The following is a 14,226-nucleotide window of genomic DNA, read 5'->3' on the forward strand; positions in this document are numbered from 1 at the left end:
CGGAACAACACATCAGCCGTCGGCACCCGCTGCCGACGGCTTTTTGTTTGCCTGACAATCTGGCTTCGGGCAAAAGAGGTCCTGGTTTTTTCCGAAAGACATGTGCATCGGCGGTGGATGGAATGGACTTCCCAACGAGACTGAAGGGCGCGCTGTCTCTCCTCTTCGGACGCGGAGACGACGGCGCTGTCTGCTCCTTTTGCGGTGAGAACCGCCGCACTGTCGAGATGATCATTGCGGGTCCGGCGGCCACGGCGATCTGCAATCGTTGCATATTCGTCTGCAACCAGGTCATGCTTGAAAATTCCGGCCCGCCCGGTTTCCGTCGCCATGCCGAAAAAGATCATGAGAAGTCGATCGCAATACCGCTCGCCCATGACGAAGTCCTGCTGGGCGCTCCCGAACGTATCGCGCTCGGGCAAATGCTGCACGCCCTCGTCGCGTCGCTTCCCCAATGCAGACTGATCGGCTGGAGCTATATGCACTCAGAGGATCGGTTCGACCTGCTGACGATCGAGATCCTGACGACATCCGGAATGCCGCCGAATGAAATCAGCAGCCTCGCCCAGCAGAACTGGCGTCAGATGCGCGACCGTTTCGTCGCCGCGCGCAATGTCCCGGCCAATCAGGAAGAGCCCGACCTCATCGCGATTGCAGCCGCAGCCACCCAGGCGGCCGGTGCATATGCAAAGGCGGTCGGCTCTTTCGAACCGACCGCCTCCTAGCAAAATCCTGGGATCAATAGAACTCGGGCCGTATCAGGCGGCGTAGCGGCCCAATCCGAAGAGGCGCGACGCCACCGACCGGGTGATCTTGACGGGCATGAGACGCATGACTTCCTGTGCGTAGGACCGGGCGTTTTCCTTCGCCTTGTCGAGATTGCTGACCTTGGCCTGATCGAGCGTGTGGAGCGTGCCGCCGGTCTCGAAGAGCTCCTTGAAGGCGATTCGTTCGCCGATCGGCGTATCGAGGACATGCACGCCGCGGGCTGCCAGAAGCCCTTTGATGGTCAGCAGCGCCTTCGTGGTAACCATGGACGTCACCCGCGTCAGCACCACCGAATGCGGGATCACCAGACCGGCCTTCTCCTTCATGTAGGACAGCAGGTCGAGGATCTGCGCCGCCCCCTTCGCGTCCATGGCCGAACCCTGGACGGGGATCATCACGTGATCGGAAAGGCCGATCGCCGTGGTGACCAGCGCATCACGGGCGCCGGCGAGGTCAATAATGAAATAGTCGGTGCGCGATGCCATTTCCCGGAGATGACATTGCAGCGATGCGAGTGTGACTTCCGATACCACGTCGATGTTGCGCACCGCGCCGGAGGTCTCGAACCATTGGCTGATCCAGCGCTGCGGATCGGCATCGATGACGGTGACGCGAAAACCCTGATGGGCAAGTTCGGTGGCGAGCAGGAGCGCAGCGGTCGTTTTTCCGGCTCCACCCTTGGCATTGGCAAAGGAAATTACTGGCATTTTCGGTCCTCGAACAAGTCTTGAGCCACATCGCTCACGAGGACACCGGGAAGCATGGTGTCATGGGCACATCCTTTCCAAACATGGTTAACGAATTGCAAATTTAACCACCATTAATATCACTCAGGAGATTTAGCTTTTGGCTCTAAAACGCCGAAAAGCCCGGAGGTTTGGGCCTCCGGGCTTGATTGACGCCGATGCTCCGGGGTCTGGAAGTCTTAAAAGCAGGCGAGGAAAAGCGCCTTGGTATTCTCCATCGTCATGGTGACGGGGTTGCCGCCGCAACTCGGGTCCTCCATCGCCATGGCCGTCAGCTCATCGATTCGGTCGGGCTTGATTCCCATCGCCGTGAGATTTTCGGGTACGCCGAGTTCCGAACGCAACGACAGGACATAACCGTAGAACCCGTCGAACCCTCCGGCGATGCCGAGATAGGCCGCGGCGCGGGCGATCTTCTCCTCGATCGCCGGACGGTTGAAGCGCAGCACCGGCGGCATGACGACCGCGTTGGTCATGCCGTGATGGGTGTTGTAGACCGCCCCGATCGGATGCGACAGCGAATGGATGGCGCCGAGCCCCTTCTGGAAGGCGACCGCCCCCATGGCCGCGGCCGACATCATGTTGGTGCGCGCTTCGAGATCCGCGCCGTCCTTGTAGGCGCGCGGCAGGAATTCCTTGACCAGCCGCATGCCTTCGAGCGCGATCCCGCCGGACATCGGATGGTAGAAGGGCGACGAATAGGCTTCCAGGCAATGGGCAAACGCGTCCATACCGGTGCCGACGGTGATCACCTTCGGCATGCCCATCGTCAGTTCCGGATCGCAGATGACGACGCCCGGCAGCAGTTTCGGATGGAAGATGATCTTCTTCACATGGGTGACGGAATTGGTGAGCACCCCTGCCCGGCCGACTTCCGAACCGGTGCCGGCCGTGGTCGGCACGGCGACGATCGGCGCGATCTTCGAAGCATCGGCGCGGGTCCACCAGTCGCCGATATCCTCGAAATCCCAGACCGGCCGCGTCTGGCCAGCCATGAAGGCAATCAGCTTGCCGAGATCGAGGCCCGAACCGCCGCCGAAGGCGACGACGCCATCATGGCCACCGTCATTGTAGGCCTTGATGCCGGCTTCGAGGTTGTTCTCGTTCGGGTTCGGATCGACGTCGGCAAAGATCGCACGGCCGAGGCCCGCTTCTTCGAGCACGTCGAGCGCGTGGCCGGTGATCGCCATCGAGGCAAGTCCCCGGTCGGTGACCAGAAGCGGCTTGCTGAGGCCGAGCGTCTTGCAGGCGTCCGCCAGTTCCTTGATGCGTCCGCGGCCCAGCTTGACGGCGGTCGGATAGCTCCAGTTCGCGACGATATTCATTTCGTGACCTTCTTGAGATGGTAGGATTTCGGGCGGGTCAGGTTGTGGAAACCGAGGACGGAGAGCGAACCGCCTCGCCCGGTTTCCTTGACGCCGGTCCAGACGAGCGCCGGATCGAGATAGTCGGCGCGGTTCATGAACACCGTGCCGGTTTCGAGCTGGCTGCCGATCCGGTTGGCGCGATCGACATCCGGCGTCCACAGCGACGCCGTCAGCCCGTAGCGGCTGTCGTTCATGTAGCCGATCGCCTCGTCGTCGGTCTTCACCTTCATGATACCGACGGCCGGGCCAAAAGTCTCCTCACGCATGATCTCCATGGAATGATCGACGTCAACCAATACCTGCGGCGCAAGATAAGCGCCGCCGTCATCGGCCGGAAAGAGCTTCGGATCGACCAGCGCCTTGGCACCGCTTGCGACCGCGTCGGCGATCTGCTGGCGCACCACCCTGGCGAAACGCTTGTTGGCCATCGGCCCGAGCGTCGTTTCCTTGTCGAGCGGATTGCCGAGCTTGTAATTCGACACCCAGGCGACCGACTTCTCGACGAAGGCGTCGTAGAGCGATTCGTGCACGTAGATGCGCTCGATGCCGCAGCAGCACTGGCCGGAATTGTAGGTCGCGCCGTCCATCAGCGTATCGACGGCGGCCTCAAGATCGGCGTCCTCCATCACGTAGCCGGGGTCCTTGCCGCCGAGTTCGAGGCCGATGCCGGTGAAGGTGCCCGCGGCGGCGCGTTCGATCGAACGTCCGCCTTCGACAGAGCCCGTGAAATTGATGAAGTTGAACAGCCCTTCGGAAATCAGCTTGGCTGACGTCGCGTGGTCGAGGAAGACATTCTGGAAGGCGTCTTCCGGAACGCCGGCCTCGACGAAGGCGCGCACCATCCGCTCGCCGACCAGCAGCGTCTGGGACGCGTGCTTGATGACGACCGCATTGCCGGCCATCAGCGCCGGCGCGACCGTGTTGATGGCCGTCATATAGGGGTAGTTCCACGGCGCGATGACGAACACGACCCCATGCGGCTCCCGTTCGATGCGACGTTCGAACGTGGCGCTGTCCTCGACGCGCAGCGGAGCGAGCGCATCGGCAGCGATCGACGCGACGTAATTGGAGCGCTCGTTGAACCCCTTGAACTCGCCGCCGTAGCGCACCGGCCGGCCCATCATCCACGCAAGCTCGGGCACCACTTCCTCGACCATCTCGTTGAGACGCGCGACGCCCTTGAGCACGAGCTGGACACGCTCCTCGAGCGGCCGTTTCGCCCAGGATTTCTGCGCATGCCGAGCGCGGCCGACGGCTTCCGCAGCGGCCTCCGGCGACAGGGCAGGACGTTCGGCATAGACCGAGCCGTCCACCGGCGAGATACATTGGATCATTGTCATTGATACATACTCCAGAAATTCAACAGGCCCGAAGGCTTAACAGGCAAGGGTGCGAACATGGCCGGCATCGCCATAGGCAAGGATTGCGCGATCGCGCGTGATGATTGTCAGGTCGTTTTCGCGGGCGGTAGCGATCAGAATGCGGTCCGTGGGGTCGTTATGGATGGGTTGCGGGAGGAAGGAAGCCTCCACTAAAGCCGATTGGGATATATCCATAATATCAGCGCCAATCATCCCGCGCGCGTCGTTAAACCAGGCCGCTGCATTTTTAGCTGTCGGCAATCGACCTTTGCTGACCAACATCCCGATCTCCCATGCCGACATCGACGAAATAACCAAAGCTCCACTCCGTGCGCGATTCTCGCTGAGAACCGTATTGGCGTCCCGACCGAGCGGAGCACCGTTCGCAAGCCAAATGACGGCGCAGGTGTCCAATAGATATCGATCAGTCATCCTCGTAGACTTTACCCCAATCGGGATCGACAGGCGCTGTAAGGTCAAGATCCGGAGGGATCGTCATCGTACCCTTCATGCAACCGTAGGCGGGATGCAATTCTATCAGGGTGCCGTCATCCTTTTCCATCCAGCGCTTGCCATCCTTGTAGATGATGTCGGCTTCCGTAAACATCTTCACGGGACGTTCGGGCGGCGGCAGCCGGAGCTCATAGGCCGCCTGTTTACGCTCCGACAAGCCTCCCATGTCGCCACGTCGATGAGCTGCAACCTCATTGAGATCCAGCCCGAGAAAGGCCGAAATCCGGTCCTGCTCTTCCGCGCTCATCTTCCGCTCGCCGTTCAGCATGCGCGAGACCGCGCTGGGATCGAGCTCCATGAAGCGCGCCATATCCCGCAACGAACTGCCTTTCTCAGCCAGCTTTTCATAAAACCAGGCGCTGTCGATCGTTCCCATGACCGTCTCCGGATTGCCGTCATCGCAACCATAGCATGATGCGATAAAGACAAAAATCGCAATATGGTTGTTGCGATTATCTCAAGCCCTCTCGAAGCCACGTGCCACTTCCCAGTCCGTCACACGGCGATCGTATTCCTCCTGCTCCCATTGGCCGGCGCGGACATAGTGGTCGATGACGTCGTTGCCGAAGGCCGAGCGCAGCAGTTCCGATCCGTTCATCAGATCGATCGCATCGCGCAACGTTTTCGGGATTTCGCGAATGCCATTGCCGCCATAGGCATCGCCGACGAAGGCCGGCTCCAGCGCCATCTTCTTCTCGATGCCGTCGATTCCGGCAGCGATCAGCGCCGCCATGGCGAGATAGGGGTTGAGATCGGAACCGCCGACACGGCATTCGATACGGATCCCCTTGGTCGCCTCGCCGCAGAGACGGTAGCCGGCGGTGCGGTTGTCCTTCGACCAGACGGCCTTGGTCGGCGCGAACGTACCGGCCATGAAACGCTTGTAGGAATTGATGTAGGGCGCCAGGAAATAGGTGATCTCGCCGGCATGGCTAAGCAGCCCGGCGATATAATGTTTCATCAGTTCCGACATGCCGTGCTCGCCGTCCTTGTCGAAGAACAGCGGCGTCTTGCCGTCGGCGCTCCACAGGGACTGGTGGATGTGCGACGAGCTGCCGGCGGCCGAATAGTTCCACTTGGCGAGGAAGGTGATCGCCTTGCCCTTGCCCCAGGCGATCTCCTTGGCCGCATTCTTGATGATCACGTGCCGGTCGGCCATGGTCAGCGCATCGGCGTAACGAACGTTGATTTCCTCCTGGCCGGCCGAGGCCTCGCCCTTGGAGTTCTCGACCGGAATGCCGGCCCCCTGCAGCCCGGTGCGGATCGCCCGCATCACCTCCTCTTCCTTGGTGGTCTGGAAGATGTGGTAATCCTCGTTATAGCCGCTCGCCAGCTTGAGGTTGCGGTAGCCGCTTTCGCGGGCCTGATCGTAGGTCTGGTCGAACAGGAAAAATTCGAGTTCTGTCGCCATGAAGGCGGACATGCCCATCGCTTCCAACCGCTTCACCTGGGCCTTCAGGATGGCGCGCGGCGAATGCGGCACTTCGGCATGGGTGTGATGGTCGAGCACGTCGCAGAGGACCAGCGCCGTGCCTTCGAGCCAAGGGAGTTTGCGCAGCGTCGCAAGGTCCGGCTTCATCGTATAGTCGCCGTAGCCCTGTTCCCAGCTGGTCGCCTTGTAGCCTGAGATGGTCTCCATCTCGATATCGGTCGCAAGCAGGTAGTTGCAGCTATGCGTTTCCTGATAGGCGCTCTCGACGAAATATTCCGCCTGGAACCGCTTGCCCATCAGACGGCCCTGCATGTCCACCTGGGCGGCGATGATCGTATCGATGCGGCCGTCGGCAACATCGCGTTTCAGATCGTCGAAGGAGTAAATCGGGGTCATGCCTCACATCCGTTTCAAAAGGGTGAACCGCCACAACCTCTCGAGTGTCGTGGCGGCGGGATCATAGGGGCGTTAAGCCCGGTCGCGCTTACTTTTCTCCGACAGCCGCTTCCGCAGCAGCGATCTCGGCCTGCCGCTTGGCGATGGCCTCGCCGATCGGCGGTCCCATGAAGCGCCGGTTCTCGAAGGCGAACCAGACGATCCCGGTCAGCACCAGGAAGCCGACGGTAATTTCGAGCGCCCAGTCGTTCGGCGGCTGGATGCCGATGAAGAAGATGACGATCATCGAGATGATCGCCAGGACGGCGATCAGCCTGTAGGCCGGAATACCCATGTTCCAGGGTCCCATGTTCGGCCATTTCGCCGTGCCGATCGTGAACAGCCCGAGCGCGATCGGCAGGGCGAAGGACAGGAACAGGAAGATGACAGTGCAGGACACGACGATCGAATAGGCCGGCGTGCCGGCAATGGTGATCGCCGAGGTAAACCAGACGAACAGGACGGCGAGGATGGAGCCGGTCCAGATCGCCGCGACGGGCGAACGGTATTTCGGGCTGACCTTGGCGAGCACCGACGACGCAGGCAGGCCCTTGTCGCGCGAGAAGGCGAAGATCATCCGCGATAGCGAGGTGACGGTAGCCAGTCCGCAAAGCAGCTGCGAGATGAAGATCAGGAAATACAGGATGCTCTTCACGGTCGGGTTCATCTGCGCGTCCATCGCCCAGAAGAACACGTTCCAGCCCTGCTTGGCCGCATCGTCCATGTTGGGTATCATCAGTACGAAGGAGCACAGCATGATGTAGCCGAACACAGCGGACCATACGACGGCCGAGACCATGCCGCGCGGCACGGATTCCGCCGCCTTGACGGTTTCCTCGGATGTATGGGCCGAGGCGTCATAACCGGTGATCGTGTAGATCGGCAGGAGCAGGCCGAGAAGGAATGCCATCACGCCGGAAACGCTATTCGGCCAGACGAGCGCCGCCCCCTCCGTGCCGGTATAGTTGGCGAAGGTGAAGAGCCGCGCGAAATCGAAGCCGGGGGCTGCGATAAGGCATGCGATCGTCAGGAGGATCGCGGTCGCGAAGATCAGATAGCCGGAAAAGTCGGTGAGTTTCGCGGTCAGACCTATGCCGAAATGATTGATGCCGGCCTGCAGCCCGGTGATGATGGCAACGAAAACCACGCGGTGTGTCAGCGTATCCTCGATGCCGAAAGTCGGGCCGAAGGCGCCGAAGAAGAAATAGAACGTCCCGACATTGATGGCGCCGAGAACGGTGACGAGGCCGAGCAGGTTAAGCCAGGCGGAAAGCCAGCCGGTAAAGCGGTTGCCGAGGATCGATCCCCAGTGATAGAGGCCGCCCGCCGTCGGATAGGCCGAGCCGATCTGCGCCAGCCCGAGCGCGAAGATGCCGGAAATCAGGCAGCCGAGCGGCCAGCCGATGCCGATCGCCGCGCCGCCGGCGCCGGCAGTCGCCTGGCCCAGCGAGTTGATGCCGCCGGAGAGAATGCAAATGATGGAAAAGGAAATAGCAAAGTTTGAAAACGAGCTCATGCGGCGCTCGAGTTCCTGCGCATAGCCCATGGAATGCAGGATATGGGTATCCTGCTTTTTGTCGCCTTCGGTATATTCGGACATGACTTCCCCCTGTTGGCAGAAAGACCGCGCCATCGCGGCCATCCGGTTTGTCCTTCCCGCGGCGATCGACCGCAGGCATGCGAGCTGCTGCTCCCCGGGTCTTATCCTTGGATGTCTGCGAGGCTTTCCCGCAGCAATCCTGTCAAGAAATCGGCCACGACCCCCTGGCCGGTTTCGTCTGTTATGAGATCGTTCCTGATTTCGATCATGACATTGAGAAGCCCCGCCGGCAGGGCGTGGACTTCCAGTGTATGTGTCACGCCGTCCGCCGGCCCGTAAGGCTCGTTGCGCTCGACGCGGTAGAGATGCGTGTCGGATGCGGCCTGCAGCATCCGATCGGCAAGCCGGCTGTCGGTATCGTGAAGCACGCCGATCTCGACCGGGCGTTGCTTGCCGAAATAGACCGGCGTAAAGCTGTGAATGGTGACGAGCACCGTCTGAAGTCCCCGTGCCCGCCGCGCCGCGATCTCCTCGCGGATGCGGCCGTGGAACGGCAGGTAGAGTGCCGTGGTCCGACGCGATTTCTCTGCCTCGGACAGGTTTTCGTTGCCGGGAATCCGGAAGATCTCGGACACGTCGCGGATGGCGGCGGGCGAATCCGGCGGCCGGTTGCAGTCGTAGATGAGCCGCGAAAACCGCTGGTGGATCAGCGTCGCGTCGAGGCTCTTCGACATCAGCCGGGAAACGGCAAGCGCTCCCGGATCCCAGGCGATATGCGAGGCGAGCGCATCCGCGGAAAGCCCGAGATCGCCATAGCGTTCCGGCAGGCGCCGCGAGGCATGCTCGCAGACGAGAAGCACCTCTCCCCGGCCGCCGGCATTGTCCACGGCAACGGGCCCGCCATCCGCCTCCGAGAAGAATTCCGACTGGACCAGCATGAACGCGTTCCGGGAAAAATCGTTTAAATTGGATTAAGAAGAGAATTCTTCACTTTCCGGCTGCCGTCAACGTGATTCTGAAAATTTCTCTTCAAAGGCACCGTTGACTTCTCTGCAGAAACGATTGTTAATCCTTCGACAACCGGCGAAGACCGGAGGGAACAGCTTTAGTGCCACCAACTGCACGCACCGTATCGGATGTCATTCGTGTTCGTTACGACAGCCTGACGCGCGCGGAAAAACAGTTGGCGGACAGCCTATTGGAGAACTATCCGGTGTCAGGGCTCGGCAGCATCACTGTGATCGCGGAGAACGCGGGCGTTTCGACGCCGACGGTCGCGCGCATGGTGCAGAAGCTCGGCTACAAGGGCTACCCGGAATTCCAGTCGCATCTCCACCAGGAACTCGAGGCAACGCTCTCCAACCCGATCGCCAAGCACGACCGCTGGGCGTCCAATGCGCCGGGCACACATATCCTCAACCGTTTCGCCGACGCGATCACCGCCAATCTGCGCGATACGCTTTCAGCTCTCGACACTCCGACCTTTGAAGGGGCCGCCGCACTTCTGCGTGATCGCAACCGGGGCATCTACTTCGTCGGCGGCCGCATCACCGGGGCGCTGGCCGAGTATTTCTTCACCCACATGCAGGTCATCCGACCGAAGACGACCCTGATCTCCACCAATTCCAGTTCCTGGCCGCAGCATGTTCTCAACATGAGCGCCGGCGACGTCCTGGTGATCTTCGATATCCGCCGCTACGAGCAGGAGATGGCGACGCTGGCAGAGGCCGCAAGGGCCAACGGCGTCGTCATCATCTTGTTGACCGACGTCTGGGCCTCGCCTGTTGCCAAACATGCGCAGCATACGTTCAAGGTGCGGATCGAGGCACCGTCGGCCTGGGACAGCTCCGTCATTACTCTCTTCGTCGTCGAGGCGCTGATCGAAGCGGTCCAGAGCGCGACATGGGAGGAGACCCGCGAACGCATGAACTCTCTGGAAGGCCTGTTCGAGCGGACGATGCTGTTCCGCCGGCCGGGCCGCCAGAGCCGTCCCGACTGATTGTCGGGGCCAAGAAATATGCCGGCAATCCGCGAGTTTCATGAGCAAATGCTCATCCTCCGGGCTGTCACATACGATACATGAACTGGCTCTACGAGTCGCGCCGAAACGATCCGGACCACACGATCTGAACCCTAGGAGGATACCTTGCTCAACAAGACCCAACGTCTTCTTTCCCTGACGACCGCCATCGTCATCGCCTCCACCGCCATCGCAGCCGCCGAGCCGAGCGCCGAGCTGATCGCAGCCGCCAAGAAGGAAGGCACGCTGACCACGATCGCCCTGCCCCATAGCTGGTGCGGTTACGGCGACGTCATCGCCGGCTTCAAGGCAAAATACGGCCTCGAGGTCAACGAACTGAACCCGGATGCCGGTTCGGGCGACGAAATCGAAGCGATCAAGGCCAACAAGGGCAACAAGGGGCCGCAGGCCCCCGACGTCATCGACGTCGGCCTGTCGTTCGGTCCGTCCGCCAAGGCCGACGGCCTGATCCAGCCCTACAAGGTCTCCACCTGGGATTCGATCCCTGCCGATGCCAAGGATGCAGACGGTTACTGGTACGGCGACTATTACGGCGTTCTGGCCTTCCTGGTGAACAAGGACCTCGTCAAGACGTCGCCGAAGGACTGGTCCGACCTCCTGAAGTCCGACTATGCCAATGCCGTCGCGCTTGCCGGCGATCCGCGCAGCGCCAACCAGGCCGTCCAGGGCGTCTTCGCTGCCGGCCTCTCCGGCGCCAAGGGAGACTCTGCCAAGGCCGGCGACGAAGGCCTGAAGTTCTTCGCGGACCTCAACAAGAAGGGCAACTTCGTTCCGGTGACCGGCAAGGCCGCGCCGTTCGCGCAGGGCACCACGCCGATCATCATCGCCTGGGACTATAATGCCCTGTCCTGGGGCCAAAGCCTGAAGGGCAACCCTCCCTTCGAGGTCGTGGTTCCGGCAAGCGGCGTTGTCGCAGGTGTCTATGTCCAGGCGATCTCCGCCTTCGCTCCGCATCCGAACGCTGCGAAGCTGTGGATGGAATACCTCTATTCCGACGAAGGTCAGCTCGGTTGGCTGAAGGGATATTGCCACCCGATCCGCTTCAACGATCTTGCCAAGAACAACAAGATCCCGAAGAACCTACTCGACGCCCTGCCTCCGGCAGCGGCCTATGAGAAGGCCGTATTCCCGACGCTCGCCCAGCAGGCCGCCGCCAAGGAAACCATTACCAAGAAATGGGATAGCGTCGTCGGCGCCAACGTCGCAAAGTAATCGGAACAAGACTGAGCTCCCGCGCCCCCGGCGCGCGAGCTTTCCCGTTTCCCCTGGATGGCCAGCATTCATGACCACCGCTTCCACGTCATTCATCGATCGCCGGACAGTCATGGACTGGCTCGGCATCGTGCCGTTCATGGTATTCGCGCTCGCCTTCCTGATTGTTCCGACGCTCTATCTGATCGTCGGCGCCTTCTTCAATCCGGCCGGCGAATTCACGTTTCAGAATATTGTCGATCTCTTTTCGCCTTCCATCCTGAGCGCCTATTGGATCAGTATCCGGGTCTCCGTCGCCTCGGCGCTGGGTGGCGCATTGATCGGCTTTTTCCTCGCCTGGGCGGTCGTGCTCGGCGGCGTGCCGTCCTGGATCCGCTCCAGCCTGCTGACCTTTTCGGGCGTTGCCTCGAACTTCGCCGGCGTGCCGCTCGCCTTCGCCTTCCTGGCGACACTTGGCCGGACCGGGTTGGTCACGATCTTCATGCGGGACTGGTTCGGCTTCAATCTCTATTCGACCGGCTTCAACCTTCTCTCCTTCTTCGGCCTGACGATCACCTACATGTTCTTCCAGATCCCGCTGATGGTGCTGATCCTGACACCGGCGCTGGACGGGTTGAAGAAGGAGTGGCGCGAGGCATCCGAAATCCTTGGCGCATCCACGTGGCAATACTGGCGCATGGTCGTGCTGCCTATCCTCTGGCCGAGCCTGATGGGCGCCACGCTCCTCCTTTTCGCCAACGCCTTCGGCGCGATTGCGACCGCCTTTGCGCTGACCGGTGCCTCGCTCAACATCGTGCCGATCCTGCTCTACGCCCAGATCCGCGGCGACGTGCTGCATAACCCGAATCTCGGCTATGCCCTGGCCCTCGGCATGATCGTCATCACCGGCATTTCCAACATCCTCTACATCTGGCTGCGCAGCCGCGCCGAACGGTGGCAGAAATGAAGGCTCACAAGATCTTCGCCTGGATCGCGATCGCCATCGGCGCCATCTATTTCTTCGTGCCGCTGATCGGCACGTTCGAGTTCTCGCTGCGCATGCGGCGCGGCGTCTATTCCTTCGATGCCTACCAGTCGGTGTTTACGGACGCTCAGTTCCGCGCCACCTTCGGCTTCTCGATGCTGATGGCGCTGGTGACGATCGTCGTCGGCATGCTGCTCATCGTGCCGACCGCCTATTGGGTCCGGCTGCGCCTGCCGCAGATGCGGCCGGTCATCGAATTCATCACGCTCCTGCCGCTCGTCATTCCGGCAATCGTCATCGTGTTCGGTTACCTGCGCCTCTACAATTCCTCGTCCTGGATCCCGTTCACCGGCTCGACGCAGGGCACGAACATCCTGCTGACCTTTTCCTACGTGACCCTGGCGCTTCCCTACATGTACCGCTCGGTCGATACGGCGATGCGGACCATCGATGTGCGGACGCTGACGGAGGCTGCCGAAATTCTCGGCGCCAAGTGGCCGACGATCATGTTCCGCTGCATTTTCCCGAACGTCATGTCGGGCGTGCTCTCGGGCGCCTTCATCACGTTTGCGATCGTCATGGGCGAATTCACCATGGCGGCCCTTCTCAACCGTCCGGCCTTCGGCCCCTATCTCCAGCTCGTCGGCGCCAACAAGGCTTACGAACCTTCGGCGCTCGCCGTCATCGCATTTGCGATCACCTGGCTCTCGATGGGTCTGATCCAGCTCGTTTCCCGCTTCGGCAAATTGTCGCCGTCCAGGCCTTAAGGAATTTTGATGTCGTTCCTCGTTCTCGAAAGTATCAAGAAGAGTTTCGGCCAGACGCAGGTCGTCAAGGACTTCAACATGTCCATCGAGAAGGGCGAGTTCGTCTCCTTTCTCGGGCCGTCGGGCTGCGGCAAGACGACCGTGCTGCGCATGATCGCCGGGTTCGAAGCCCCAAGCGACGGCGCGATCTCGATAAACGGCCGGAACCAGAACGCGCTGAAGACCAACCAGCGCAATATCGGCATGGTCTTCCAGGCCTATGCGCTGTTTCCGAACATGAACGTCTTCGACAACGTCGCCTTCGGCTTGAAGGTGGCGGGCAAGTCCAAGACGGAGATCGAAACGCGCGTCAAGGAAATGCTAAATCTGATCAGCCTCGACCATCTGGCCGACCGCTACCCCTACCAGATGTCCGGCGGCCAGCAGCAGCGCGTGGCGCTCGCCCGTGCGCTTGCGCCAAAGCCGCAGGTCCTGCTGCTCGACGAGCCGCTGTCGGCGCTCGATGCAAAGATCCGCGTGTCATTGCGCGAAGAGATCCGTGAAATCCAGCGCCGGCTCGGCATCACCACCGTCTTCGTGACGCACGACCAGGAAGAGGCCCTGTCGATCTCCGACCGCGTCGTGGTCATGAATGCCGGCCGCGCCGACCAGATCGGCACGCCGTCGGAAATCTACAATCGTCCGACCACCCGTTTCGTCGCCTCCTTCGTCGGCACGCTCAACATCATCGAGGCGACCGTCGTCGATCCGGCGGCCAACACCGTCAAGGTCGGCGAAAACACCATCAGGCTGAGGGAATCGATCGGCGCGCTGAAGGGCGGCGACAAGCTCTCGATCGCGCTGCGCCCGGAAGCCGGTTCGCTCCTGGAAAATGCCAAGGGCGATACGGCGCTGACCGGCCAGGTCCTCTCCTCGCATTTTCTGGGGTCAGTCATCCGCACCAAGCTCGATGTCGGAGGAAACCAGATTTCCTTCGACATGTTCAATTCCCCGGATGCGGTCCTGCCGCAGTCGGGCGAAACCCTGACGCTGCGCTTCAACGCCCACGACTTCCTGATCATTCGCGACTGATCGCAAACG

14 protein-coding genes are annotated in these 14,226 nt (G+C 61.2%); 6 read left to right on the forward strand and 8 right to left on the reverse strand.

Annotation, left to right across the window (positions count from 1 at the left end):
- Nucleotides 1–122 precede the first annotated feature (122 nt).
- The gene (locus LZK81_RS12675) at nucleotides 123–725 is read left to right on the forward strand and encodes a ClpX C4-type zinc finger protein (protein WP_046607446.1); all 603 of its coding nucleotides are present in this window, start codon (nucleotides 123–125) and stop codon (nucleotides 723–725) included.
- 33 nt (nucleotides 726–758) lie between these two features.
- Here LZK81_RS12675 and LZK81_RS12680 read toward each other — a convergent pair whose 3' ends face one another.
- The 8 genes from LZK81_RS12680 to LZK81_RS12715 form a co-directional block, all read right to left on the reverse strand.
- Complete coding sequence (locus tag LZK81_RS12680; RefSeq protein ID WP_046625989.1) at nucleotides 759–1,475, reverse strand: ParA family protein; 717 nt, start codon at nucleotides 1,473–1,475, stop codon at nucleotides 759–761.
- A 218-nt stretch (nucleotides 1,476–1,693) separates the two neighbouring features.
- A complete protein-coding gene (locus tag LZK81_RS12685; protein ID WP_233953513.1) occupies nucleotides 1,694–2,839 on the reverse strand; it encodes an iron-containing alcohol dehydrogenase in 1,146 nt (381 codons plus the stop codon).
- A complete protein-coding gene (locus LZK81_RS12690; protein ID WP_233953514.1) occupies nucleotides 2,836–4,221 on the reverse strand; it encodes an aldehyde dehydrogenase family protein in 1,386 nt (461 codons plus the stop codon). Before LZK81_RS12690 ends, LZK81_RS12685 begins: the two co-directional genes overlap by 4 nt.
- A 36-nt stretch (nucleotides 4,222–4,257) precedes the next feature.
- Nucleotides 4,258–4,674 (reverse strand): type II toxin-antitoxin system VapC family toxin, encoded by a 417-nt coding sequence (locus tag LZK81_RS12695; protein ID WP_046625985.1) that lies wholly within the window; start codon nucleotides 4,672–4,674, stop codon nucleotides 4,258–4,260.
- Nucleotides 4,667–5,131, reverse strand: coding sequence for a helix-turn-helix domain-containing protein (locus tag LZK81_RS12700; protein WP_233953515.1), 465 nt, complete (start codon nucleotides 5,129–5,131; stop codon nucleotides 4,667–4,669). Before LZK81_RS12700 ends, LZK81_RS12695 begins: the two co-directional genes overlap by 8 nt.
- Before the next feature lie 81 nt (nucleotides 5,132–5,212).
- Nucleotides 5,213–6,583 (reverse strand): glutamine synthetase family protein, encoded by a 1,371-nt coding sequence (locus LZK81_RS12705; RefSeq protein WP_046625984.1) that lies wholly within the window; start codon nucleotides 6,581–6,583, stop codon nucleotides 5,213–5,215.
- Nucleotides 6,584–6,671: 88 nt separating this feature from the next.
- Nucleotides 6,672–8,222: an amino acid permease gene (locus tag LZK81_RS12710; RefSeq protein WP_046607513.1), complete on the reverse strand. Its 1,551-nt coding sequence runs from the start codon at nucleotides 8,220–8,222 to the stop codon at nucleotides 6,672–6,674.
- 101 nt (nucleotides 8,223–8,323) lie between these two features.
- Nucleotides 8,324–9,100, reverse strand: coding sequence for an N-formylglutamate amidohydrolase (locus tag LZK81_RS12715; RefSeq protein WP_046608688.1), 777 nt, complete (start codon nucleotides 9,098–9,100; stop codon nucleotides 8,324–8,326).
- Nucleotides 9,101–9,270: 170 nt separating this feature from the next.
- Here LZK81_RS12715 and LZK81_RS12720 point away from each other — a divergent pair, with 170 nt between their 5' ends.
- From LZK81_RS12720 to LZK81_RS12740, 5 genes are all read left to right on the forward strand, one after another.
- Nucleotides 9,271–10,161, forward strand: coding sequence for a MurR/RpiR family transcriptional regulator (locus LZK81_RS12720; RefSeq protein ID WP_046607438.1), 891 nt, complete (start codon nucleotides 9,271–9,273; stop codon nucleotides 10,159–10,161).
- Between the two features lie 147 nt (nucleotides 10,162–10,308).
- Nucleotides 10,309–11,415 (forward strand): ABC transporter substrate-binding protein, encoded by a 1,107-nt coding sequence (locus LZK81_RS12725; RefSeq protein ID WP_046607437.1) that lies wholly within the window; start codon nucleotides 10,309–10,311, stop codon nucleotides 11,413–11,415.
- A 70-nt stretch (nucleotides 11,416–11,485) separates the two neighbouring features.
- Nucleotides 11,486–12,361 carry an ABC transporter permease gene (locus LZK81_RS12730; RefSeq protein ID WP_046607436.1) on the forward strand — a complete coding sequence of 292 codons (876 nt, stop codon included), beginning with the start codon at nucleotides 11,486–11,488 and terminating at the stop codon, nucleotides 12,359–12,361.
- Nucleotides 12,358–13,146: an ABC transporter permease gene (locus LZK81_RS12735; protein ID WP_046625979.1), complete on the forward strand. Its 789-nt coding sequence runs from the start codon at nucleotides 12,358–12,360 to the stop codon at nucleotides 13,144–13,146. The genes LZK81_RS12730 and LZK81_RS12735 overlap by 4 nt, the downstream gene beginning before the upstream one ends.
- A 9-nt stretch (nucleotides 13,147–13,155) precedes the next feature.
- Nucleotides 13,156–14,217, forward strand: a complete 1,062-nt coding sequence (locus LZK81_RS12740; RefSeq protein ID WP_233953516.1) for an ABC transporter ATP-binding protein — start codon at nucleotides 13,156–13,158, stop codon at nucleotides 14,215–14,217.
- Nucleotides 14,218–14,226: the final 9 nt, after the last annotated feature.

The sequence above is a fragment of the Neorhizobium galegae genome (genome assembly GCF_021391675.1).
Classification (GTDB): Bacteria; Pseudomonadota; Alphaproteobacteria; order Rhizobiales; family Rhizobiaceae; genus Neorhizobium; species Neorhizobium galegae_B.